Annotated in this window: 22 protein-coding genes, 2 tRNA genes and 1 pseudogene; 11 read left to right on the top strand and 14 right to left on the bottom strand. The window is 62.6% G+C overall.

The annotated features are described in order from the left end of the window. Positions 1–14 precede the first annotated feature (14 nt). Genes IPM06_16065 through cobA form a run of 3 tightly spaced genes read right to left on the bottom strand, consistent with a single transcriptional unit; the run spans position 15 to position 3,638 of the window. Positions 15–1,490, bottom strand: a complete 1,476-nt coding sequence (locus tag IPM06_16065) for a cobyric acid synthase (GenBank protein MBK8771927.1) — start codon at positions 1,488–1,490, stop codon at positions 15–17. Continuing rightward, entirely contained in the window at positions 1,487–2,785 is a 1,299-nt protein-coding gene (locus IPM06_16060) for a cobyrinate a,c-diamide synthase (GenBank protein ID MBK8771926.1), read from the bottom strand. The genes IPM06_16065 and IPM06_16060 overlap by 4 nt, the downstream gene beginning before the upstream one ends. After that, entirely contained in the window at positions 2,772–3,638 is an 867-nt protein-coding gene (cobA, locus tag IPM06_16055) for a uroporphyrinogen-III C-methyltransferase (GenBank protein ID MBK8771925.1), read from the bottom strand. Before cobA ends, IPM06_16060 begins: the two co-directional genes overlap by 14 nt. Positions 3,639–3,659: 21 nt before the next feature. Between cobA and IPM06_16050 the strand changes: the two genes are divergently transcribed. From IPM06_16050 to IPM06_16040, 3 genes are read left to right on the top strand one after another with little or no spacing between them, the layout of a single operon-like run. Continuing rightward, complete coding sequence (locus IPM06_16050; GenBank protein MBK8771924.1) at positions 3,660–4,700, top strand: cobalt-precorrin-5B (C(1))-methyltransferase; 1,041 nt, start codon at positions 3,660–3,662, stop codon at positions 4,698–4,700. Then, positions 4,690–5,430, top strand: coding sequence for a cobalt-precorrin-6A reductase (locus tag IPM06_16045; protein MBK8771923.1), 741 nt, complete (start codon positions 4,690–4,692; stop codon positions 5,428–5,430). The genes IPM06_16050 and IPM06_16045 overlap by 11 nt, the downstream gene beginning before the upstream one ends. A 31-nt stretch (positions 5,431–5,461) precedes the next feature. Next, on the top strand, positions 5,462–6,475 hold the full coding sequence (locus IPM06_16040) for an amino acid ABC transporter substrate-binding protein (protein ID MBK8771922.1): 1,014 nt from the start codon (positions 5,462–5,464) through the stop codon (positions 6,473–6,475). A 26-nt stretch (positions 6,476–6,501) separates the two neighbouring features. Here IPM06_16040 and sseA read toward each other — a convergent pair whose 3' ends face one another. The 4 genes from sseA to IPM06_16020 all read right to left on the bottom strand — a co-directional run bounded on the left by sseA (position 6,502) and on the right by IPM06_16020 (position 9,282). Beyond that, a complete protein-coding gene (gene sseA, locus IPM06_16035) occupies positions 6,502–7,338 on the bottom strand; it encodes a 3-mercaptopyruvate sulfurtransferase (GenBank protein ID MBK8771921.1) in 837 nt (278 codons plus the stop codon). Positions 7,339–7,358: 20 nt separating this feature from the next. Then, complete coding sequence (locus tag IPM06_16030) at positions 7,359–8,081, bottom strand: alanyl-tRNA editing protein (protein ID MBK8771920.1); 723 nt, start codon at positions 8,079–8,081, stop codon at positions 7,359–7,361. After that, positions 8,078–9,103, bottom strand: coding sequence for a cysteine synthase A (locus IPM06_16025; GenBank protein MBK8771919.1), 1,026 nt, complete (start codon positions 9,101–9,103; stop codon positions 8,078–8,080). The genes IPM06_16030 and IPM06_16025 overlap by 4 nt, the downstream gene beginning before the upstream one ends. Before the next feature lie 103 nt (positions 9,104–9,206). After that, a tRNA-Asn gene (locus IPM06_16020) sits at positions 9,207–9,282 on the bottom strand. Between the two features lie 102 nt (positions 9,283–9,384). Here IPM06_16020 and IPM06_16015 point away from each other — a divergent pair. Beyond that, positions 9,385–9,615 (top strand): annotated as a pseudogene (locus IPM06_16015) (hypothetical protein). Between the two features lie 125 nt (positions 9,616–9,740). Here the strand turns inward: IPM06_16015 and IPM06_16010 are convergent. Then, a tRNA-Cys gene (locus tag IPM06_16010) sits at positions 9,741–9,814 on the bottom strand. Positions 9,815–10,075: 261 nt separating this feature from the next. Between IPM06_16010 and IPM06_16005 the strand changes: the two genes are divergently transcribed. From IPM06_16005 to IPM06_15985, 5 genes are all read left to right on the top strand, one after another. Then, on the top strand, positions 10,076–11,452 hold the full coding sequence (locus tag IPM06_16005; GenBank protein MBK8771918.1) for a TolC family outer membrane protein: 1,377 nt from the start codon (positions 10,076–10,078) through the stop codon (positions 11,450–11,452). A gap of 550 nt (positions 11,453–12,002) precedes the next feature. Then, positions 12,003–12,443 (top strand): DUF2497 domain-containing protein, encoded by a 441-nt coding sequence (locus IPM06_16000; protein ID MBK8771917.1) that lies wholly within the window; start codon positions 12,003–12,005, stop codon positions 12,441–12,443. Between the two features lie 196 nt (positions 12,444–12,639). Beyond that, the gene (locus IPM06_15995; protein ID MBK8771916.1) at positions 12,640–13,671 is read left to right on the top strand and encodes a class I tRNA ligase family protein; all 1,032 of its coding nucleotides are present in this window, start codon (positions 12,640–12,642) and stop codon (positions 13,669–13,671) included. After that, positions 13,664–15,493 carry a valine--tRNA ligase gene (locus tag IPM06_15990; protein ID MBK8771915.1) on the top strand — a complete coding sequence of 610 codons (1,830 nt, stop codon included), beginning with the start codon at positions 13,664–13,666 and terminating at the stop codon, positions 15,491–15,493. The genes IPM06_15995 and IPM06_15990 overlap by 8 nt, the downstream gene beginning before the upstream one ends. Positions 15,494–16,382: 889 nt before the next feature. Further along, complete coding sequence (locus IPM06_15985) at positions 16,383–16,889, top strand: methylated-DNA--[protein]-cysteine S-methyltransferase (GenBank protein MBK8771914.1); 507 nt, start codon at positions 16,383–16,385, stop codon at positions 16,887–16,889. A 12-nt stretch (positions 16,890–16,901) separates the two neighbouring features. Here IPM06_15985 and IPM06_15980 read toward each other — a convergent pair whose 3' ends face one another. From IPM06_15980 to IPM06_15955, 6 genes are all read right to left on the bottom strand, one after another. Further along, a complete protein-coding gene (locus IPM06_15980) occupies positions 16,902–17,252 on the bottom strand; it encodes a hypothetical protein (GenBank protein MBK8771913.1) in 351 nt (116 codons plus the stop codon). Between the two features lie 67 nt (positions 17,253–17,319). Then, positions 17,320–18,042 carry a phytochelatin synthase family protein gene (locus IPM06_15975; GenBank protein ID MBK8771912.1) on the bottom strand — a complete coding sequence of 241 codons (723 nt, stop codon included), beginning with the start codon at positions 18,040–18,042 and terminating at the stop codon, positions 17,320–17,322. 113 nt (positions 18,043–18,155) lie between these two features. Beyond that, the gene (glnA, locus tag IPM06_15970) at positions 18,156–19,574 is read right to left on the bottom strand and encodes a type I glutamate--ammonia ligase (protein ID MBK8771911.1); all 1,419 of its coding nucleotides are present in this window, start codon (positions 19,572–19,574) and stop codon (positions 18,156–18,158) included. Positions 19,575–19,622: 48 nt separating this feature from the next. Further along, complete coding sequence (locus tag IPM06_15965) at positions 19,623–19,961, bottom strand: P-II family nitrogen regulator (GenBank protein MBK8771910.1); 339 nt, start codon at positions 19,959–19,961, stop codon at positions 19,623–19,625. Between the two features lie 211 nt (positions 19,962–20,172). Then, positions 20,173–20,658 (bottom strand): DUF2852 domain-containing protein, encoded by a 486-nt coding sequence (locus IPM06_15960; protein ID MBK8771909.1) that lies wholly within the window; start codon positions 20,656–20,658, stop codon positions 20,173–20,175. Between the two features lie 88 nt (positions 20,659–20,746). Further along, complete coding sequence (locus IPM06_15955) at positions 20,747–21,280, bottom strand: DUF1003 domain-containing protein (protein MBK8771908.1); 534 nt, start codon at positions 21,278–21,280, stop codon at positions 20,747–20,749. Between the two features lie 110 nt (positions 21,281–21,390). Between IPM06_15955 and IPM06_15950 the strand changes: the two genes are divergently transcribed. Both IPM06_15950 and rarD read left to right on the top strand, forming a co-directional pair. Next, entirely contained in the window at positions 21,391–22,629 is a 1,239-nt protein-coding gene (locus IPM06_15950; protein MBK8771907.1) for a pyrophosphate--fructose-6-phosphate 1-phosphotransferase, read from the top strand. A 140-nt stretch (positions 22,630–22,769) separates the two neighbouring features. Further along, entirely contained in the window at positions 22,770–23,672 is a 903-nt protein-coding gene (gene rarD / locus IPM06_15945; GenBank protein ID MBK8771906.1) for an EamA family transporter RarD, read from the top strand. Positions 23,673–23,694 lie beyond the last annotated feature (22 nt).

The raw sequence follows: 23,694 nt of genomic DNA, 5'->3' as shown, positions 1-23,694 counted from the left end.
AAATGGGGGAGGAGTCATCTGCCGGTCTTCGGTGCCATCGCCAGGTCCCATAGCAGCGAAAGGTTTACGTGGGATTCCAGATGACCGGCGAGGGCGTCGAGCGTGCTCTCCACAAGATGCCCGTAGGAGACCGCGCTGGCCGGGCCACCTGCCTCTGCCAGGAAGGCGTGGCGGAAGGCGTCGCTGGCAAAGCAGCCGTGCAGGTATGTCCCCATGGTGAGGCGGTCAACGCTGATCGCACCATCGGCGCCCCGGCCCGTGGTGGCAAAGGGGCGGGCGCAATCAGGACCTGCCGTGCTGCCGAGGTGGATCTCATAGGCACGAATGGCGGTCTGGGTGGGCACATGGGTGCCGCTGGTCTCACTTACGGTCTTGTCGGGGAGCAGGGTGGTCTCGACGGCGAGGAGGCCGAGGCCATCGATGCTCTGAGCCGGGCCTTCCAACCCTTGCGGATCATGGATGCGGCGGCCCAGCATCTGATAACCGCCGCACAATCCGAGTATGCGGCCGCCGCGCCGGTGGTGTGCCGCGAGGTCAATGTCCCAGCCGTTGCCGCGGAGGGCAGCAAGGTCGGCGATGGTGGACTTGCTGCCGGGTATGATCACGAGGCGGGTATCGCCCGGCAGGGCCTCGCCCTCGTTCACGAACCGGACCGACACGCCGGGTTCGGCGCGGAGCGGATCGAGGTCATCGAAGTTGGCGATGCGCGGCAGGCGGAGCACCGCCACCTTGTAACCGTCCGGCATGACAGGGGTGTCGTGCTCCAGCGCCACGGCGTCCTCGGCGGGGAGGTGGCGGGCGCCGGCAAAATGCGGAACCACGCCCAGGCAGGTTAGCCCGGTGCGGGTTTCGATGTCGCGCCGTCCTTCATCAAACAGGGAAGCATCGCCGTGGAACTTGTTGATGAGAAAGCCTTTCAGGAGTGTCCGGTCCGCTTCGTCCAGCACCGCTTGGGTGCCGACGATGGAGGCGATCACGCCGCCCCGGTGGATGTCGCCCACCAGCACGGCGGGGATGCCTGCGGCGGTGGCGAAGCCAAAATTGGCGAGGTCGCCATCGCGAAGGTTGGTTTCTGCGGGGCTTCCGGCGCCCTCCACCAGTACAAGGTCGTGGGTTTCACACAGGCGCGCAAAGCTGTCGGTGATGGAGGGCAGGAATTCCATGCGCCGCCTGAAGTAGTCCCGCGCTTTCAGGGTGTCGCGGCGCTGGCCCTGCACGATCACCTGCGCGCCCGTTTCGCTCTCGGGTTTGAGCAGCACCGGATTCATGTGGTGGGAGGGCCGCACGCCTGCCGCCAGCGCCTGCAAATGCTGGGCCCGGCCGATCTCGCCGCCGTCCACCGCCACGGCGGCATTGTTGGACATGTTCTGCGGTTTGAAGGGTGCCACCTTCAGGCCCCGGCGGGCGAAGGCGCGGCACAGGCCTGCCACGATCAGGGACTTCCCCACATCGCTGCCGGTACCCATGAACATGATGGCGCGCGCCGTCATGGAGCCTCCGCGATGATGTGGGCGTATGAGCCCATCACATTGCCCAGGCGCTGCCCCATGGCACCGAGGTCGTTGCCCGCAGCATCGCGGGCATGGAACAGGGGTGTGGCTCCGGTTTTCACGGTTGCGGTGGAGTAATGGAATTCATGGCCGCGCAGGTTCGCCGGAAAAGGACCGCCGGCGCAGGCCAGTTGCCGGTAGCCGAGATGGAGCTTGCGGGTGGCGAAACTTGTCTCCAGCGGCAACAGGCCCGCCATGGTGTGACGGTGGCCGTCCACGTCCGTCAGACCGTCCCCCAAGACCATGTAGCCGCCGCACTCGCCGTAAACGGTTCCCCCAAAGCGGCGGACCCCATCGAGGAAGCGGCTGTTTGCGGCGATGCGCGGGGCGTGGAGTTCCGGGTAGCCGCCGGGCAGGAACAGCGCGTCGGCGGTTTTGTCCGGGGCTTCGTCGTTGAGCGGTGAGAACGGAATGACGGTCGCACCGGCCCTTGTCCAACCTTCCTGCATGTGCGCGTAGGCGAATCCGAAAGCCTGGTCCCGCGCCACGGCGATGCGCTGGCCCAGTGGCTTCAGGCCGGTGGCGGGGGCGTGATTCGTGACGGGCGCACCAATTTGAAACAGGTTGTCAAGAATTGTTTCACGTGTGACTCCTGCGGCCGCACTTTCGATCAACGCTTCAAGCTGCTGATTCTCTTGCGCTTGCACCAATCCAAGGTGCCGCGACGGCATGTGGACAGAGTCACTCTGACGCAGTGTGCCGAGCAGAGGAGGCACTGCCCCAAGCGCCTCTCGCAGCAGCGCTGCATGTCGGTCGGACTTCACCCGGTTGAGGAAGAGGCCCGCGACCTTCACGTCCTTCCGGAAGTGCGTAAAGCCATGGACGAGGGCCGCCACGGATTGCGCCTGGTGGGCGCAGTCGATCACCAGCAGCACGGGAAGGCCCAGGGCCGCGGCAAGGTCCGCGGTCGAACCGGGTGCGCCCTGCGGTCCGTCAAACAGGCCCATCACACCTTCGACAATCACGAGGTCGGCGCCGCGGGCCTGCTGGGCGAGGAGGGCGCGGCAGTCATTCGTCCCCATGGCCCAGAGATCAAGGTTGAGGCAGGGCGCGCCACTGGCGGCGGCGTGGAAACCGGGGTCGATGTAATCGGGGCCTGCCTTGGCCGAGCGGACTGTGAGGCCGGCCTTGCGAAAGGCGCGGAGCAGCCCCAGCGTGACCAAGGTCTTGCCACTGCCCGACGAGGGCGCGGCAATGACGAAGCCCCGGCCCAGACGGACTTCAGCCAATGCCATTTTCCCGCTGCTCGGAACCGTACCAGTCGAGCACGCTGCGCCAGTCGCTGGCGTGGCCGACGACCACGATGGCGGGCGTGGGGGGATCATTCTCGGCCACGTAGCGGCCGGCATCCGCCAGCGTCGTGGACGCCACCTGCTGTTGCGGAAGGGAGGCGTTCGAGACGATGGTGACGGGATGGTCGGAGGGGCGGCCATGCTGCATCAGCACGGCGGCGATCTCGCCCAGGTTCTTGACCGCCATGTACATGACGATCACAGGCGCCGCCGTCGCAATGGCTGACCAGTTGACGTTGGCGGGCATTTTTCCGGTGGCGTCATGGCCCGTCAGGAAGATGACGGCGTGATTGGTGTCACGGTGCGTGGCCGGAATGCCGGCATAGGCCAAGCCGCCCACGCCCGCCGTGATGCCGGGCACGATGCGGAAGGGCACGCCGGCCTTGGCAAGCGTCTGGCTTTCCTCGCCGCCGCGCCCGAACATGAAGGGATCGCCGCCCTTGAGGCGAAGCACGCGCTTGCCGGCCTGCGCCAGTTCAATCAGCCGCTCTGAAATGTCGCGCTGGATGGGCGAGGGCTTGCCGCCGCGCTTGCCCGCATATTCCAGTTCCGCGCCGACGCGGACCCAGCGCAGGATATCCGGGTTCACCAGCGCATCGTAGACCACCACATCGCAGTTCTGCATGGCGTGATAACAGAGGAGCGACATGAGGCCGGGCGCACCGGGCCCGGCACCCACCAGCCAGACCCAGCCTGCGGCAAAGTCCGGGAAGGCTTCCTGGTCGAGACGGGCAAAGCCGGGGGCGTGTGTTTCGCCTTCCCAGGGCTTTGCGCTTTTCGTTGGCGTGTGGCTCATGGCCCCTTATACCCACGGCCCATGGTCCGGGAAAAGCCACAACAGACATTGCGTCGCGGTTGGACGACAGGTGCCTGTGCCACGGCGGCCACAAAGGCGGCCCTGACGGCCCTGGTGACAGGACGATTCCCCGATCCGGTCGAAATTACATTGCCCAAGGGTGAGCGGGTGGCTTTCGCTCTGGCGCGGGAAGAGATGGGCGACGGCTGGGCCCGGGCCGGAATCATCAAGGATGCGGGCGATGATCCGGATGTGACCCACGGCGCGCTTGTGGTCGCCACTGTGCGGCGGCTGCCCGCGGGTGTTGTCTTCAGGGCAGGCGAGGGCGTCGGGACGGTGACGAAGCCCGGCCTTCCCATTGCTGTCGGTGAAGCCGCCATCAACCCCGTGCCACGCCAGATGATGCAGCAGGTGGCGGCAGACTTCGGCGGCGGGGCGGAGATCGAGATTTCGATTCCGGGCGGCGAAGCGCTGGCGGAGAAAACCTGGAACCCCCGTCTCGGCATCGTCGGAGGTTTGTCGATCCTCGGCACCACGGGCATTGTGAATCCGTTTTCCTGCGCGGCGTGGATTGCCTCCATCCATCGTGGCATCGACGTGGCCCGTGCCGTTGGGCTCACCCATGTGGCGGGCTGCACAGGTTCGACGTCAGAAGATGCGGTGCGGGGCCATTACGGTCTGCCGCTGGAGGCGATGCTCGACATGGGGGATTTCGCGGGCGGCGTTCTCAAGTATCTGCGCCTGCATCCGGTTGCGCGTGTGACGATCGGCGGCGGCTTCGGCAAGATCACCAAGCTGGCGCAAGGGGCGATGGATCTGCATTCGGGGCGAAGCCAGGTGGACTTCGCATGGTTGGCGGATCGTGTTCCCGCCGAGATGCGCCCTGCGGTCTTGTCGGCGAACACGGCACAGCATGTGCTGGAGATTGCGGGCGAAGCCCTGGCACAGCGGGTTGCCGCCGATGCACTGATGGAGACGCGGGAGGTGCTGGGTGATGCGCCGGTTGCTGCCGACATCATCATTGTGGATCGCGCGGGGAAGATCATCGCCCATGCCCGGTGAACGCATCCTCATTCTCGCGGGCACCACTGAGGCGCGGGCGCTCGCCAACGGGCTGGTGGCGCTGGGCATTGATGTGATCTCATCGTTTGCTGGCGTGACGCAGGATCCGGTGCTGCCCGCAGGCCGCATTCATCGCGGCGGATTTGGCGGCGTGCCTGGATTGGCTGACTTCCTGCGGGCGGAGGGCATCAGCCGCGTTGTGGACGCCACGCACCCCTTTGCGGCGCAGATGTCGGCTCACGCCCATGCGGCTTGCGTGCAACTTGGCCTTCCGCTGGTGCGGCTTGAAAGGCCGGCGTGGGTCGCCGGACCTGGTGATCGCTGGATCGATGCCGCTTCGCTCGAAGAAGCAGTGGAGCGCATTCCGCCAGGGGCGCGGGTCCTCGTCACCACAGGACGGAAGGGGTTGCAGGGTCTGATCGCGCGGCCTGATCTCAGCGGCATCATCCGCACCATCGAGCCGCCGGATGAAGCCCTGCCGGAGGGATGGTCCGTGCTGCTCGACCGTCCACCCCATGATTTCACCTCGGAACACGCTTTGATGGAGCGGGAGCGCATCGGTTGTCTTCTCACCAAGAACGCCGGCGGAGACTCCACGTCAGCAAAACTGGCGGCGGCGCGGGCGCTTGGCATCCCCGTCGTCATGGTGTCCCGCCCTTCCAAGCCGACCTGCGCCACCGCTGCTTCCGTGTCGGAGGCCTTGCTTGGAATCACCGGGAAGGCGGGTTAGAGTTCCGGTTTCAACCAGAAGAGGATGTGTGATGCTGCGCAAAGTGCTGGGGGCCTTGGCTGCAACGGTCGTGTTCGCGGGTATTGCATCCGCTTCGACGCTGGAGGACGTGAAGGCGCGAGGCAAGCTCCTTTGCGGCGTCAATGCGGGCCTGCAGGGTTTTGCCGAGAAGCAGGCCGATGGCTCGTGGGCGGGCTTCGATGTGGATTACTGCAAGGCGCTGGCCGCCGCGACGCTGGGTGATGCGGCAAAGGTCGAGTTCGTGGGGCTTTCTGCGCAGGACCGCTTCGACAAGCTGAAGTCAGGTGCCGTCGATGTGCTGGCGCGCAACACGACATGGACGATGGAACGCGAGACCAAGTACCCGTTCCGTTTCGCCGGCATCAGCTATCACGACGGGCAGGGCTTCATGGTGGCGAAGCTCTCGGGCGTCACCTCCGTCTTCAACATGAGCCAGGCTTCCATCTGCACTGTCAGCGGCACAACGACCCAGGCCAACGTCGATGACTTCTTCCGCGAGAAGGAAATGGCCTACACCGCGCAGGCCTTTGGCACGATTGCCGAGGCTGTGGCCGCCTACGAAGCGGGCAAGTGCGATGCCTACACCACCGACCAGTCGCAGCTCTATGCCGTGCGGCTGAAGCTCGCGAAGCCGGAGGAGCACATCATTCTTCCGGAAGTGATTTCCAAGGAACCTCTTGGCCCGGCCGTGCGCGTGGGTGACGAGCAGTGGTTCAACATCGCGCGCTGGACCCTGTTTGCGCTCATCAACGCCGAGGAACTGGAAGTGCGCGGTCCCGGCGTGGCGGAGGCGAAGGAAAAGTCCAGGAAGCCGAATATTCGCCGCCTGCTGGGCGTCGAAGGCTCGTTCGGTGCGGATCTGGGACTTGATGCGGACTGGGCTGCGCGCGCCATTTCCGCCGTCGGCAACTACGGCGAAATCTTCGACCGCAATCTTGGCGCAGGATCGAAGCTGCAAATCGAACGCGGCCTCAATGCCCTGTGGGACAAGGGCGGCATCCTCTATGCGCCGCCGGTGCGGTAGGTCAGACCCTCACAAGTCTTTTCAGTTCAACCCGTCACCACCGGCTGCTCACTCGCGCCCCATTCGGTCCATGAGCCGTCGTAAAGGGCGTGGTCACGGGTACCGAGTTCGGTGAGGGCGAGGCTCAGGATGGCGGCGGTGACGCCGGATCCGCAGCTTGTGACCACTGGCTTTTCCAAGTCAACTCCGTTGCTTGCGAAGGTCTTCGCAAGCTCCGCCTGAGGTTTCAGCGTGCCGTCTGGGGCGAGGAGCGAGGCATAGTGCACGTTCCTGGCGCCCGGCATGTGGCCGGGGCGCACGCCGGCGCGGGGTTCAGCCTCCTCGCCACGGAAGCGCGTGCCGGAACGGGCATCCGCCACCTGCATCTGGCCTGACTGCAAGCCCTTCGCCACGTCGCCAATCCCGCGCACCATGCTGGCGCGGAAGCGGGGCGTGAAGTGGCGTTCCTGCGGTGCTGCCGGTTCGCCATCTTCCACGGGAAGGTTTTCGCGCAGCCACTTGGGCAGGCCGCCATCCAGCACTGCCACGTCGTCATGGCCGAAGACCTTGAACATCCACCAGCAACGCGCGGCGGAGAACAGGCCGGCGCTGTCATAGCAGATCACCTTCTTGCCATCGCCGACGCCGAGTTTCTTCACGCCGCTGGAGAACTGCGCGGGCGGCGGAAGCATGTGGGGCAGGGAAGAAGCGCGGTCCGACAGCGCATCGATGTCGAAAAAGCGCGCGCCCGGAATATGGCTGGCGCGGAATTCTGCCTTCGCGTCGCGCTTGGCTGCGGGCATGTGCCATGAGGCATCGAGGATGACGATGTCCGGGGCATGGAGATGCTGGGCGAGCCAGCCGGTGGAGACGAGGTTGGTCATGAGGATTTCAGTGTCGAATTTCAGGGGTTGGCCAGCACGAGGCGGATGCGGCGGTTGATCTTGCCCTTGTTCTGGATCTTGTCGACGGCGATGGGGCCGATCTCGCCAGTGGATTTCACATGGGTGCCGCCGCAGGGCTGAAGATCGAGCTTTCCACCGTCGCCGATCAGCACCAGCCGCACCTTGCCCGTGCCGCGCGGCGGCTTCACGAACATGGTGCGCACGAGTTCAGGATTGGCATCCAGTTCCTCGTCGGTGATCCAGCGTGTCGTCACGAGATGGTCCTCGGCAATCCAGGCGTTGATCTTGGCAGCGAGTTCTGTCCGGTCCGGTATCTGGCCTTCGGGAATGTCAAAGTCGATGCGCCCGCCATCTTCCGTGATGGCAGAACCCGTGACCGCAAAAGGCACCGCCGCGCAGAGCAAGTGCATCATGGTGTGGCAGCGCATGATGCGATGGCGGTTTTCCCAGTTCAGGTCGAGGGTGCCCGTGTCACCAACTGCGGGCGGTTGCTGGCCTTCGCTGGGCACATGCACCACCGCCTTGTTCTCATCGTAGACGGTTGTGGCAATGGCAATGTCGCGGCCATGGAGACGGAGCGTGGCCTTGTCGCCGGGCTGTCCGCCCGCCGTCGCGTAACAGATGGTCTGGTCGAGGATAATGCCGCCGCGCTCATTCACGCCGAGCACCTTCACGGCACAGGACTTCGCATAGGCATCGTCGCGGAAGAGGAGGGCGGTCATGCCGGCACCTCTTCAAACACTTTCGGCGCTGTTGATTCTGCTTCCAGCCAGCGCGGCACTGGCAGGTTCTTGGAGCGCAGGAACGCCGGGTTGAAGATCTTGGAGGCGTAGCGCGTGCCGTAGTCACAGAGCACGGTCACGATGGTGTGGCCGGGGCCCATCTGTTTGGCGAGGCGGATGGCGCCGGCCACGTTGATGCCGGTGGAGCCGCCCATGCACAGTCCCTCGTGTTCCAGCAGATCAAACGCCACCGTCAGCGCTTCCGCATCCGGAATCTGGAAGGCGTCATCCACAACCACTCCTTCGAGGTTCTTGGTGATGCGCCCCTGACCGATTCCCTCGGTGATGGACGATCCTTCGGACTTCAATTCGCCCGTCTTGTAATAACTGAAAAGGGCGGCACCCATGGGATCGGCAAGGGCAATGCGCACGGCCTTGTTGCGCTCCTTCAGCGCAAGACTTACCCCGCCCAGCGTGCCGCCTGACCCGACGGCTGCCACGAAGCCATCGATCTTGCCGTCCGTCTGCGCCCAGATCTCCGGCGCGGTGGTTTCGATGTGGGCCTGACGGTTGGCCACGTTATCGAACTGATTGGCCCAGACTCCGCCCATGGCTTTGGCGAGGCGGCCGGAATACTTCACGTAGTTGTTGGGGTTCTTGTAGGGAACGGCAGGCACCTCCACCAGTTCCGCGCCAAGCTGGCGCAGGGCGTCCTTCTTCTCCTGGGATTGCGTGTCGGGGATGACGATCACGCTGCGGATGCCGAGCGCGTTCGCAACCACCGTAAGGCCGATTCCCGTGTTGCCGGCAGTGCCCTCCACAATCGTGCCGCCCGGTTTCAACTCGCCGCGGGTCATTGCGTCGCGGATGATGAAGAGGGCAGCGCGGTCCTTCACGGACTGGCCCGGATTCATGAATTCCGCCTTGCCCAGAATGGTGCAGCCGGTGAGCTCAGACGCCTTGCGCAGCTTGATCAGCGGCGTGTTGCCGATCGCGGCCGTCACATCGTTTCGAATGGTCATGAAGTGTTCCTTTGGCGGATACAATGGCGTGTGCTTGCAGTGCCGTCAAATCCGCGCGGCGCAAATGAAAAACGCCGGCCACGTGGACCGGCGTTCTCGAAACTGGCTCCCCGAGCTGGACTCGAACCAGCGACCATTCGATTAACAGTCGAATGCTCTACCAACTGAGCTATCGGGGAATGTCGCCGGGGCTTTAGCAGAGCGGAATTGTCTGTAAAAGTCTTTTTTCACAACCTGCCGCTCAGGCCCCGCCGCGGGATGAAACTTCACAAATCATCCCTATATTCCGGCGTTGGAAAAGGAGATTGGGTTTGAAGTCGGTGCAATTTCTCGGAAAGCGCGTTCCGGTGCCTGGACACCCGGTCTTGCGGGCGCTGCTGGGCGTGGTGTTCGTGATCGGCGGCCTGCTGGGCTTTCTGCCGGTGCTCGGCTTCTGGATGATTCCACTCGGCCTCCTGATTCTGTCGATCGACTTTCCGCCCGTTCGTCGCTTCCGCCGTCACCTGACGGTGCGTATCAGCACGTGGCTGCACCGCCGCTGGCCGGGACTCTCGGGAAAACTCGGCATGGGCACCCGCCGTGCCAGCCGCCGGTTCTGAGGTCTTTTGCGTGAGGGAGGGGCTGCTGCGCCCGGTTTTGGAGGCCTCGGAGGGAATCGAACCCCCGTACAAGGATTTGCAGTCCTCTGCGTAGCCACTCCGCCACGAGGCCCCAAACTGGTGTCACCCGACTAACAGCGCCGGGTTAACAATCCGGTGGCGCCTATAGACGATGGTCTTGCGCTGCACAACATTCCTGTGGCCGCACTGCAAACCATGCGCAAGGATTGTGCCAGACCTGCACAGATGATTAACAGCGGCTTTGCACAGGCGTACGAAATCACTTGAAACTGAGGGCCAGCTATATTCTAAAGCATATATCAATTTGATATGGTGGACGCTCGTTCCGGGCGTTCAAGGTGTGGGCTCAATCATGGTGAAACTGTTGCAAGGCCGCTTGTTGCGGCGCGTTGCACTCATTGGCATCGCAACCGCGGCCTTGGGCCTCGGTGCGGCGGCGCATGCCGAATCATTCAAGCAGGCACTGGTGAGTGCCTACCGCAGCAACCCCATCCTTCAGGGCGAGCGCGCGCGCCAGCGCGGCACGGACGAACTGGTTCCCACTGCCAAGTCTGGCTGGCGGCCGGTGATCAACGCGCAGGGCGACGTGACTTATGGCTGGAGCGATACCGACGTCACCACCGACAAGGACTCGACTTCAAAGTCCGTGAACATCCAGTTGGCCCAGCCGCTGTTCCGCGGCTTCAAGACCGTCGAAGGCGTGGCACAGGCGAAGGAAACCGTGCGCGCGGGACGCCAGCAATTGCTCGCGACCGAGCAGGACGTGCTGCTCAGTGCGGCGACGGCCTACATGAATGTCATCCGTGATCGCCGCATTCTGGCGCTGCGCGAGCAGAACGTGGTCAACCTGCAACGGCAGGCCAGCGCCGCACGGGCGCGCTTTGATGCGGGCGAAGTCACGCGCACCGACGTGTCGCAGGCGCGGGCCCGCGTCAGCGGCGCACGGGCGCAGGTCGCCTCGGCACGCGCCACGCTGGCCGAAAGTTCGGCGCGCTACGTGGCGGTGATCGGCCACAAGCCGGACAAGCTGGCCTCGCCGGGCTTTGCCAAGAACCCGAAGACACTGGATGGAGCACTCGACATCGCGCGCTCCGTCAATCCCAATATTCTTGTCGCCACGCATGTGCAGCTTGCGCAGGAGCATGCCGTTGAAGTCACCAAGGGTGACTTGCTGCCGGAAGCGCGGCTGGAAGCTGCCGCCGGCGTGACCGCCGATCCGCAGGATGGGGTGGACCGTCAGGACTTCGCGCAGATTTCCGGCGTGGTGGATGTGCCGCTCTATGAAGCAGGGCGGGTCTATTCCGCCGTCCGCCAGGCCAAGCAGCTTGAAAGCCAGCGCCGCATCGAGATCGTCCAGGCGGGCCGCTCGGTCACCCAGGGCGTCACGACGCAGTGGAATTTCTTCACGGCATCGTTTGAAGCCATCGTGTCGGCGCGGGCACAGGTGTCGGCGGCCGCCGAGGCGCTGAACGGCATTCGCCAGGAATATCTCGTGGGCTCGCGCTCAACGATCGATGTGCTGAACGCCGAGCAGGAGGTGATCAATGCGCGGATCAACCTCGTCATTGCCGAGCACGATCAGGTGCTGGCCTCGTATGAACTCAAGGCGGCCATCGGCAAGCTGACGGCCCGCAATCTCGACCTGCCCGGTCCCTATTACGACGCCGAGGAAAACTATCGGCGCGTGAAGAACAAGTGGATCGGCACCGACGTCGAGACCGTGGAGTGACGGCCAAAGGTTAACGCCTCGGCGCGTGACAAAGCCGCACAAGTTGCTAAAGGTAGTGTGACGGTGATCGGGGCTGCAGGATTCGTGACTGCCGCTTGCTAAGGGGCTTGAGTTGTCGATCGAACCAAAAATGGAAGACCTGCTGGCCTCCATCCGCAAGGCTATCGACAGTGATGAGGACGGGCAGGGCACTTCGACCGCCGGAGAAGCGCGTGGCACGCTGATGCGTGGAGCGTTGCGCGAATTGCGCGTCAACCTCAACGAAACCAAGACCCGCAACAAGGAAGCGCGCGAAGAGATCGCCGAACTGCGTGGCCGCATCCTGCGCAACACAACGGAAGTGCCGCCCATTCCTGCGCCGCCACGGCGCTCGGCACGGCCCATGATCGAGCCGCAACGGGTGCCGCCGCCGCCCCGCAATGACTTCAAGACCATCATGTCCGGGCCGGTCCGCGCCCATCCGCAGCACACCGCCGCGCCGCAGGGACGCCCGGAACCGGTGCAGCAGAATCGCCGGCTGATTTCGCCGCGTGCCTTGCCCCCGCCGGAGATGCCGCCGCCCGCCATGCGCGCCCGCACGCTGCAGGATGAATTCGACGACATCACCTACGGTGAAGAGGCGCAGCATGGAGAGGCACAGGGCTATGAAGCGCCCTATGGCGAAGACCATGTGCATGGCGCCCATGGCTACGAGGCGCATGTGACACCACGCTACGAGGATCCGCGCGGCTACTACCAGCCTCAGGCGGATCAGGCGGCGATGCTCTCGCATCACGCGGAAGCCACGACCCAGGCGGCCTTCCGCCATCTTTCGGAATCGCTGTTCACGCAAGGCATGGGCGGACGTTCGCTGGAAGACGTGACGCGTGAGCTGCTGCGGGGCATGCTGAAGCAATGGCTGGACGACAATCTGCCGCCATTGGTGGAGCGCCTGGTGCGCGAGGAAATCGCCCGCGTCGCCCGCAACCAGGCTAATCCACAGTCCCGTTAAGGCTAAGGCCGTCATGTTCAATGCACCCTCTCTCGACTCCGCATCCTTCGCGTTGCGCCACCCCGCCCGCCCGCAAGGTCTGGATCGGGACCGATGAACTGGGTGCGGCCTTCACCTGAAGACCTGCCTGATCTGTTGATCGGGGCGGGGTGGGCCTCTATACGCTGGCGCGAAACAACAGTGATTTTGCGCCATCATGCTCGACAAGACCTTCGTTCCCGCCGACATCGAAACCCGCCTGTATGAGGGCTGGGAGAAGGCCGGTTCCTTCAAGCCGGGCCGCAAGCCCAAGGCCGAACCCTATACCATCGTGATCCCGCCGCCCAACGTCACGGGTTCGCTGCACATGGGGCATGCGCTCAACAACACGATCCAGGACATCCTCGTGCGCTTCGAGCGCATGCGCGGCCGCGACGTGCTCTGGCAGCCGGGCACCGACCATGCCGGCATCGCCACGCAGATGGTGGTGGAGCGCCTGCTGGCGAAGGAGAACAACACCGACCGCCGCAGCATGGGCCGCGAGGCGTTCCTCAAGCGCGTGTGGGAGTGGAAGGCCGAGAGCGGCGGCATCATCACCCAGCAGCTGCGCCGCCTCGGGGCGTCGTGCGATTGGTCGCGCGAGCGCTTCACCATGGATGAAGGCCTGTCGGCCGCCGTGCGCAAGGTCTTCGTGCAGCTCTACAAGGATGGCCTCATCTACAAGGACAAGCGCCTTGTGAACTGGGACCCGAAGCTCCTCACCGCCATCTCCGATCTCGAAGTGGTGCAGAAGGAAATCAAGGGCAGTCTCTGGCACATCAAGTATCCGGTGATCGATGGTGCCCCCGGCGAGGAAATCATCGTCGCCACCACGCGGCCCGAGACGATGCTGGGTGATAGCGGCATTGCCGTCCATCCCGAGAATGAAAAGCTGAAGCACCTCATCGGCAAGCACGCGCGCTTGCCGCTGGTGGGCCGCATCATCCCCATCGTTGGAGATGATTATGCCGATCCGGAAAAAGGCACAGGCGCCGTCAAGATCACACCGGCGCATGACTTCAACGACTTTGAAGTGGGCAAGCGCCACAATCTGGCGCAGATCAACATGCTCGACCAGTTCGGCAAGATCGAAGTCGGGCCGCGCGCGGATTTCTGGGAAAACACGGATTTTGTAAAGGCCTATTCGTCAGCCGAAGACATGGTCAAGGCGCTGGGCGGCTGGATTGCCGAAGATGGCGGCCATGCGTGAAAGGGAAAGCCCGAACTTGCGGCGCGCAGCCCTTAGGACATCGCTTGGCGCGCGCGTGGTGGTGGCAAAACTTGAAGAGCTGGGTCTTCTCGACAAGATCGAGCCGCATACCCATCAGGTGCCGCATGGCGACCGTTCGGATGTGGTGATCGAGCCGTGGCTCACCGAGCAATGGTATGTGAACGCTGCCGAACTCGCCAAGCCGTGCATTGCGGCGGTGGAGAAGGGCGACACCATCTTCGTGCCGAAGAATTGGGAGAAGACCTACTTCGAGTGGATGCGCAACATTCAACCGTGGTGCGTGTCGCGCCAGCTCTGGTGGGGTCACCAGATTCCGGCGTGGTATGGGCCGGGAGACAAGATTTTTGTGGCCGAGAACCAGAAAGATGCGTTGGCGCAGGCCGCGGCCTTCTACGGATGCCCCGCTGAGGAAATCAAATGGGATGATGGTACCGGAAACCTGGTTCCCTCGATGCAGGAGGTGAATTACCGCGCCGGAAAGACGCTGGATAAGGTTTTCCTGCGTCGTGACTCTGATGTCCTCGACACCTGGTTCTCCTCCGCGCTGTGGCCGTTCTCCACGCTGGGCTGGCCGGAGCAGACGCCGGAACTGGCGCGGCACTACAAGACAGATGTGCTCGTCACCGGCTTCGACATCATCTTCTTCTGGGTGGCGCGCATGATGATGATGGGCCTGCACTTCATGAAGGAAGTGCCGTTCCACACGGTCTACATCCACGCCCTGGTCCGTGACGAGAAGGGCCAGAAGATGTCCAAGTCCAAGGGCAACGTCATGGACCCCCTGGAACTGGTGGACCAGTATGGCGCCGATGCGCTGCGCTTCACACTGGCCGCCATGGCCGCGCAGGGCCGCGACATCAAGCTCTCGACCACGCGCGTCGAAGGTTATCGCAATTTTGCAACGAAGCTGTGGAACGCCACGCGCTTTGCCGAGATGAACGGCGTTGCCCATGTGGCGGGCTTTGATCCGGTGGCGGCGCGCGTCACCGTCAACCGCTGGATCGCGGGCGAGGTGTCCCGTGCCCATGCCGCCATCACCAAAGCGATCGAGGACTACAAGTTCAACGAGGCCGCCGCTGCCGCCTATCAGTTCGTGTGGAACGTGTTCTGCGACTGGTACGTGGAACTGATCAAGCCGCTCCTCACGGGCAGCGACGAAGCCGGGAAGGCCGAGACGCAAGCGACCTGCGCCTGGGTGCTGGACCAGATCTTCCTCATGCTGCACCCCTTCATGCCTTTCATCACGGAAGAACTGTGGCAGAAGACGGCGGCGCGCGACGGCATGCTCATCGACGCGGCCTGGGCCAGCTATGCGGGCCTCGGTGATGCCGCGGCGGATGCCGAGATGGATTGGGTCATTCGCCTCATTTCGGAAGTGCGTTCGGTGCGCGCTGAAATGAACGTCAACGCGGGCGCGAAGATTCCGCTGGTGCTGGTGGGGGCAGGGCAGGACGCCCGCCGCCGCGCCGCCACCTGGGAAGCCGAGATCATGCGTCTCGCCCGCCTCTCGGCCATCTCCTTCGAAGATCAGGTGCCCAAGGCAAGCGCCCAGATGGTGCTGGACGAAGCGACGATCGCACTGCCGCTGGAGGGCGTCATCGATTTCGCCGCCGAGCGCGCCCGCCTCAGCAAGGAACTGGAGAAGATCGCCAAGGACATGGGCGTGATCGACGGCCGCCTGAACAACGCCGCCTTCGTGGCAAAAGCCCCCGCCGAAGTGCTGGAAGAATCCCGTGAACTGCGCGCCGGCCTGGTCGATCGCAAGGCCAAGGTGGACGAGGCGCTGAAGCGGTTGGGGTGACACGGGGCAGGTCCCAGCCCTTGCACGCATGCATGGGCCGGGACCTCATCGATGTGAGACGGAGATGGTAGGGAGAGGGGTGGTTACCCCTGCCGTCAACCCGGACCTCACGTCGAAGCTCTTGTCGCGTCCGTCGTAATTCTGTGAAATCTACCAGAACGCGCATTCCTGTCATTGATGCACGTCAACGTCGATTGACGGGTAGGGCTCGTAAAATAGGGGGTTTTGGGCATTGCCAAACCCTTTGCACTTGCCGGCCGTGATACAGACCTTGAGCAGGGATCGCTATTGACTTTATTCCTGTTCTGTGATTTATAACTTGCGATGGGTTTGGCAAGGAGGGATCAGTGTCGCGAGCTTATCTGCACTGCCTCACCCATGAGCAGCGCCCGCGCTCTGTCAGCAAAGCACTGACAGCTCCCGGGAGCCGGAGGTCCGCCCCTTGGACACTAAGGTCCAAGCGCGGTTTACCGCAGTTCACCCACACCCCGCGTTCCTCTTTGGAGGAATGCGCAACGGGGCCGGGCTCAGTCCGTAAGTGCCCTGGTTGTGTGGATTGGCGAGTGCGGGCCTTGCGGGCCAAAACCGCTGCGTTTCAAGGTTGGGCTTATCGCCGAATCCAATACCCTCTTTTCACCACCGCATGCAGGCGACAGGCCCGTACGGGAACAGTCCCTCCATTTTTCCCTCGACACCCCATGCCACCGTGAACGCCCAACCACTCCCCCATTTCTGTCCTTCCGAACGCGCGCCTTGATCGCGTCACCGGCGCGATGACGCACGCGATCCGGACTCCCGTTTCCGCGAGGGGCAGGCTCGCGGCCGGGGCAGGGCCTTGAACCAGAAGCACCATGTTGCATCCGTCACCCCATCCGCCGATACTCGCGCCATGCACTGCTTCCAGACAGACCGCATAGCCACGCCCATCGGCGACATGGTGCTGCTCGCGCGCGATGGGGTGTTGCTGCTGCTGGAGTTCGACGACGCGACGGACCGGGTGGCGCGCGAGATGAGGGTGCGCTTCGGCCATGCCGATCTTCAGCCCACGGACAATCCCTTTGGCATCACCTCGCGTGTGCGCGAATATTTCGCCGGGGATCTGCATGCCCTTGATGATGTGCTGTGTGACGGCGGGGGCACGGAGTTCGAACGCAAGGTGTGGGCGGCGTTGCGGCGCATCCCGGTGGGCACGACCACAAGCTATGGCGCCATCGCGCGGCAGCTTGGCGATGCCAACCTCTCGCGCGCGGTCGGACTGGCCAATGGGCGTAACCCCATCGCCATCGTGGTGCCCTGTCACCGCGTCATCGGCGCCGATGGATCAATGACGGGTTACGGCGGGGGATTGCAGCGCAAGGAATGGCTGCTCCGTCATGAAGGGGCGCTGCTGCTTTGACGGCGAGAGCCTTCAGCAATCCTCGTGGCTGCCGCCGAATGTCTGGTCGGCGAAGTGATAGCCAAAGCTGCAGGTGTAGGTGCCGTCATCATATTTGAAACACGCGAGGCCGGACTTGCTGAGCTTCTCCATGCCACCGGTGCATTCTTCGCGCTCGGCCTTGTCGGGCATGCCGTCAAACAGCGTCTTCGCCGCCTTGCCATGGATGAAGAACGAGAGAATGCAGTCGGGCGTATTCAAACCCTTGGCGCAGACCTCGTCGTCCTTGTAGGCCGAACCATCAAGCTTGTCGGCGGCATCCTGGGCAAAGACAGGACTCGTTGCGACGATGAGGGCGAAACAGGCGCATGCAAACTGGCGCATGAGGTGATCTCCGGAAACCGATTGGCGTTGCCGGAGACAACGTAAACTTGCGCGCGCTGCAATCAAGCTATTTCCGGGCGATGAGCAAGTATCCGCGGGTCTGGTTATTGTTGTCCGAGTCCTGGGTATTCATGGCGCCATAAAGATCAGCCGTCTTCACCCACACGGGAGGATATTTGTAACGGGCCACATCAAGGATGAGAAAGCGGTCTTCATCGGCATCATAGGCCGCAAGAGGGGAAATATGCCCGCCTTTCTCCTGGCCGATCGCCTTGCGCAGGTAATTGATGATCACAAAATTTCCAGGCGTATTCAGCGCCGCACTGGCCTCCTTGCGGAATGAATCGGCGCTTGAATCAGCGGCATGGCGCACATTCACGGTGAGAGGATAGGTTGAAAGCATGCCACCCAGCTGGTCCAGGGTAATGCCCATCTTCTTGATCGTATCAACGGGCAAAACGGATTCCGTCGCGGGCGTCAGGACATTGTCCTGCGTGAACGTGCGATAGGGATCAAATTCCGGCACTGCGGGCGCGGGGAGGCCGCTTGCGTTGAGCACCATGGTCATGGAGGCCACGCCACAGAACGCCTGGTTCAGTTGGGTCACAAAATGGTCGGCGAGCGGGAAATAGGCTTTGCGGGATTCCGCTCCGATCAGCAGCGACTGCCCCTGATCGGATGCTGAACTGACCAGCGCGGGTGGCAGTGGAAGGGTGTCGGCGCGCAGGTACGAAGGGGAAAAGGACAGCCAGGCAAGAGCAACGGCCAACAGGAGGGGCTTGCGGTTCATGGCAGAGTCTCCGAGCGAACGCCCCCACAAGATCGATAGCAAGATTTCCGGCAGACTTCAGCAAAAAACCCCGGCGTCTCCGCCGGGGTTTGTTGTTCGTGCCGCGGCTGACCTCAGCAGCTGTAGTACATGTCGTATTCGACCGGATGCGGGGTCATGCGGTAGCGGTCCTGTTCCTCCTGCTTCAGTTCCAGATACGAGTCGATCTGGTCCTTGGAGAACACGCCGCCCTTGAGCAGGAAGTCGTGGTCGGCCTGGAGGCTGTCGATGGCTTCCTGGAGGGAGCCACAAACCGTCGGAACCTGGGCGAGTTCTGCCGGCGGCAGGTCGTACAGATTCTTGTCCATCGCCGGACCAGGGTGGATCTTGTTCATGATGCCATCAAGGCCCGCCATGATGATCGACGAGAAGCAGAGGTAGGGGTTCGCCGTCGGATCGGGGAAGCGGACTTCGACGCGCTTGGCCTTCGGATTGCTGGTGAAGGGAATGCGGCAGGAAGCCGAGCGGTTGCGGCTGGAGTAGGCCAGCAGCACCGGCGCTTCATAGCCCGGCACGAGACGCTTGTAGGAGTTCGTGGACGGGTTGGTGAAGGCGTTCAGCGCCTTGGCATGCTTGATCACGCCGCCGATGAAGTAGAGGCAGGTTTCGGAGAGGTCGGCATACTGGTTGCCGGCCATCTGCGGCTTGCCATCCTTCCAGATGGAGAAGTGGCAGTGCATGCCCGATCCGTTGTCGCCGAACACCGGCTTCGGCATGAAGGTCGCCGTCTTGCCGTAGGAATGGGCGACGTTGTGGATCACATACTTGTAGATCTGCATGTGGTCGGCGGCCATCACGAGCGGCTGGTAGCGGGTGCCGAGTTCGTGCTGGGCCGAGGCCACTTCGTGGTGGTGCTTCTCAACAACGAGGCCCATCTCCTGCATGACCGACAGCATCTCGCCGCGCATATCCTGGGCCGAGTCCATGGGGTTCACGGGGAAGTAGCCGCCCTTGATCCGCATGCGGTGGCCCATGTTGCCGGTTTCATAGTTGCGGTCCGAGTTGGTGGGGAGTTCGATGCCGTCAACTTCAAAGCCCACCTTGTAAGGCGAGGTGGAGAACTTCACGTCGTCGAACACGAAGAACTCGGCTTCCGGACCGACGAACACCGTGTCGCCGATCTTGGTGGACTTGAGATAGGCTTCCGTGCGGCGCGCAATCGAGCGCGGATCGCGGTTGTAGCCCTCGCCGGTGCCCGGATCAGCAATGTCGCAAAACACGGCCATGGTTGTCTGGGCGTAGAAGGGATCAAGGTGGGCCGAGGCTGCGTCCGGACGCAGGATCATGTCGGACTCGTTGATGGCCTTCCAGCCGGCGATCGACGAACCGTCGAACATCAGGCCCTCTTCCCAGGCCTCTTCGTGCATCTGCGACACGTCCATCGTCAGATGCTGCATCTTGCCGCGCGGATCGGTGAAGCGAAGGTCGACGAACTTCACATCCTTGTCCTTGATCATCTTCAAGGCATTTTCAACCGGGTTGTCCTTGGCCATGTTTGTCCTCTCGTATCTGGCTAAAGTGAAATGTGGTGGGGGAAACGCTTACAGGGCTTCCGTGCCGGACTCGCCGGTGCGGATGCGGATGGCTTGCTCGATGGTGGAAATGAAAATCTTGCCATCACCGATGCGGCCCGTGCGGGCGGCATTCTGAATTGCTTCGACGGCCTTCTCGACGAGGTCGTCGGCGATGACCACTTCGATCTTGACTTTAGGAAGAAAATCCACTACGTACTCGGCTCCACGGTAGAGTTCCGTGTGGCCTTTCTGGCGGCCGAAACCCTTGGCTTCGGTTACGGTGATACCTTGGAGCCCCACTTCCTGGAGGGCCTCCTTCACCTCATCAAGCTTGAAGGGCTTGATGATCGCTTCGATCTTTTTCATGAATGGACCACGCCTCGTTGTTCTACACGCGGGGTTGCAGGCGGCGTGCCAGATTCAACATCTCGATATTTCAACGCGTTAGGAGAATTCGAGGGGTTTCCCCAAGGATGTGGTGCGTGATTATTGGGCGGTTTGCCTAATTATCGGGCGGCGAAACAAAACACCCCGGCACAGTGGCCGGGGTGTCGCAATCATTCGAAGTGCCGGAATCTCAAGCTTCGGACGGCTTGGGTGCATTGCGCTCGGCCATGAAGCGATCGAACTCATCCTGATCCTTGGCCTTGCGGAGCTTCACGAGGTGGTCCGCAAAGGCCCGCTGCTCTTCGTCAAGTTTGCGCCGTTCGGCCTCAAGGCGAGCGAGTTGTTCAGCCTTGTAGGCATCGAATGCGGCATTGCCCGTTGCGGTGGGGCCAGTCCAGGTGCGGCCGGTGGCGCTGAACGGCGTGGAAAAGGATGAGCCCGGATTGCGGTCGCGCCATGCCTTATAGGCGGTCCAGGGCGACGTGGACTCCGCAGCCCCCGGCCACATTTCCCCGCGGATCAGCTTCAGGGCCAAGGCCACAAGGCCGATGGGCCAGAAAACCACGAAGCCGCCAATCATGACGGCGAGTTCAACCGCCGACCATTTGCGCTTGTGGGATTTGCCGCAGCAACTGGCATGAGTTTCGCCGCCATCTGCCGTAGCCGTGGAAGACATGTTCATGGGTGACCTCCGGTTTGTGAACGGGACTTACGTGGCCCCGCGTGCCGGGAATTCAAGTAAATTGCGACAGAGACACTTGGCTTCAGTCATTTCTCTGGAGATGCCGTAGGAGTTCCGCGAGATCCTTGTTGCGCATCTCGTCCAGCTTTTCGTGCAAGGCCATGATTTCGATTTCCGCCTTGAGGTTCACTTCATAATCGTGGGTCGCTTCAATGCGGTCACGGGCCGCGTGGCGGTTCTGCGACATCATGATGATGGGAGCCTGCACGGACGCCAGCATTGAGAGAAAAAGATTGAGCAGGATGTAGGGGTAGGGATCGAAGCCGGTCACAAGCAGCACGGTGTTGAGTATCACCCAGCCCGCCAGTGCGAAGGCAAAGAGACCGAGGAACGTCCAGGAGCCGCCGAAGGCCGCCACCTTGTCCGCGACCCTTTCACCGAAGGAGAGGCTGGCCACATGTTCAGTATCCGTGTGGCGGCTGACCACCAACCGCTTTGCCACGCGTTCGATGATGCGCCGTTCACGCTCGGGAATGTGCTCGTACTCCGTATTCAGGAGCCTTTGGGCGAGCAACTTGACCGGATCTGCAGGCACATGTGGAGAAACGTGCGACATTAATGCCTCCGTGGCGTTCTGCAGACCAACATGCGCCCGCTTCACTGGAAATTGCAATGTGAACGGCGTAGGAAGGCGAAATCCAACCTTCCACCAGACGGAGTCGAATCGTGGCCCAGCCCAAGCACAAGATCGCATTGTTGACCGCCGGCGGCCTGGCGCCGTGCCTTTCGGCCTCGGTGGGTTTCCTGATCGACATGTATACGAAGAAGTTGCCGAAGGCCGAAATCATTGGCTACCGCAACGGCTACATGGGCCTGCTGAAGGGCTGGTCGTTGCCCGTGACCAAGGCGGTGCGCACGAATGCCCTGGCGCTCACCCAGCATGGCGGCAGCCCCATCGGCAACTCCCGCGTCAAACTCACTAACGTGAAGGATTGCGTAAAGCGCGGCCTGGTGAAGGAAGGCCAGAACCCGTTGCACGTGGCGGCGGAACAACTGGTGAAGGACGGGATCACGATCCTTCACACCATCGGCGGCGATGACACCAATACGACAGCCGCAGATCTCGCGGCCTATCTTGCGGACAACAACTACAAGCTCACCGTGGTCGGCCTGCCGAAGACAATCGACAATGACGTCATTCCCATTGCACAGACGCTGGGAGCCGTGACGGCGGCGGAGCAGGGGGCGATTTTCTGGGAAAATTCTGTGAACGAACAGAGCACCAACCCGCGCATGTTGCTCATCCATGAAGTGATGGGCCGCAACTGCGGCTGGCTGACGGCGGCCACGGCGGAAACCTATCGCAAGCGGCTGAAAAAGCAGAAGTTCGTGCCGGGCTTCGGACTTCCCATGGCCTACAAGGATATTGACGCCGTCTACGTGCCGGAAATTGCCATCGATCTCGAGGCGGAAGCCAAGCGGCTTCGCAAGGTCATGGACGAAGAAGACTGCGTGACCATCTTCCTGTCGGAGGGTGCGGGTGTTGACGACATCGTGGCCGAGATGCAGGCGCGGGGCGAGGAGCCGGAACGCGACGCCTTCGGCCATGTGAAGATTGACAAGATCAATCCAGGCGCCTGGTTCGCGAAGCGCTTTGCCGACATGGTGGGAGCGGAAAAGACGCTGGTGCAGAAATCAGGCTATTTCGCCCGCTCCGCCAAGGCCAACAAGGAAGATCTCGCTCTGATCAAGATGATGTGCACCGAGGCCGTGAAGAGTGCGCTCAAGGGCGTGCCAGGCGTTATCGGGCATGATGAGGAAAGGCGCGGCAAGCCGCTGCGTGCCATCGAGTTCCCGCGCATCAAGGGCGGAAAGTCGTTTGACGTGACACAGAAGTGGTTCTCGGCGCTGCTGAAGGACGTCGGTCAGCCGATGGGCAAGCGGATAGAGAGGAGCGGGCACTAGCCGGAGCAGAGCCAATCGTGCTCACCGGGGATTGACGCCGGTTGAGACCAAGTGTTCGCGCAAAGCAGGCCTGATGCTTTGGGCGTGGCGTGTGGGCGGGATCGTGGGCTAAAGGCACGTCCTTTCCACAGGACGCTTCCATGCCCCCAGGCGAGAATCGAGATACCAAGCAAGGCTTCATCTATGCGGGGGCAGCCTACTTCTTGTGGGGGTTCCTGCCGCTCTACATGAAGGCCATGGCACATATTCCGGCGCTGGAAATCGTGCCGCACCGGATTCTGTGGTCGCTGCCCGTCGCGGGATTGATCGTGTGGTGGCAGGGATTGCTGCCCGCCTTGGGCCGCGCCCTGCGCAATCCGCGCATTATGGCCATGGCGCTGCTCACCGCGAGCCTCATCACCGTGAATTGGCTGACCTATGTCTGGGCTATCGGTGCGGGACGAGCGCTGGAGACGGCGCTGGGGTATTACATCAATCCTCTGTTCTCCATCTTTCTCGCGGCGGTGCTGATTGGCGAACGGCTGCGTCCGGCGCAACTCGTGGCCATCGGTCTTGCTGTCATCGGCGTCGCGATCATGACGTGGGAGGTGGGTGGCCTGCCGTGGGTCTCGATCTCCCTCATGGTGACGTGGGGCTTTTACGCCTATTTTAAACGGACGCTGCCGGTCGGCGCGTCGGAAGGATTCCTCCTCGAAGTTGTCATCCTTGCAATTCCTGCGGCAGCGCTCTGGCTGTGGTTCGCGCAGCAGGGAACATCACATTTCGGACCGACGGGCTGGGGAGATATTGGGTTGCTAGCCGGAACCGGCGTCGTCACCGCGGTGCCGCTTGTGCTGTATGCCAACGGCGCAAAGGGACTGCGCCTTTCAACTATTGCCCTCATGCAATATTCCGCACCGACCCTCATATTTCTGACCGCGATCTTCATTTTCCACGAACCGTTCAGCAGCGAGAGGCTGATCGCGTTTGGCTTCATCTGGGCAGCGCTCGCTGTCTACACTTGGTCCTTGTTGCGCGGACGGAAGGACAGCGCGGCAAAATAACGAAACGGCCGATGAGACCGCT

The sequence above is a fragment of the Hyphomicrobiales bacterium genome, from assembly GCA_016710435.1.
GTDB lineage: Bacteria > Pseudomonadota > Alphaproteobacteria > Rhizobiales > Aestuariivirgaceae > Aestuariivirga.
This window is presented reverse-complemented; position numbering and strand designations above follow the sequence as displayed.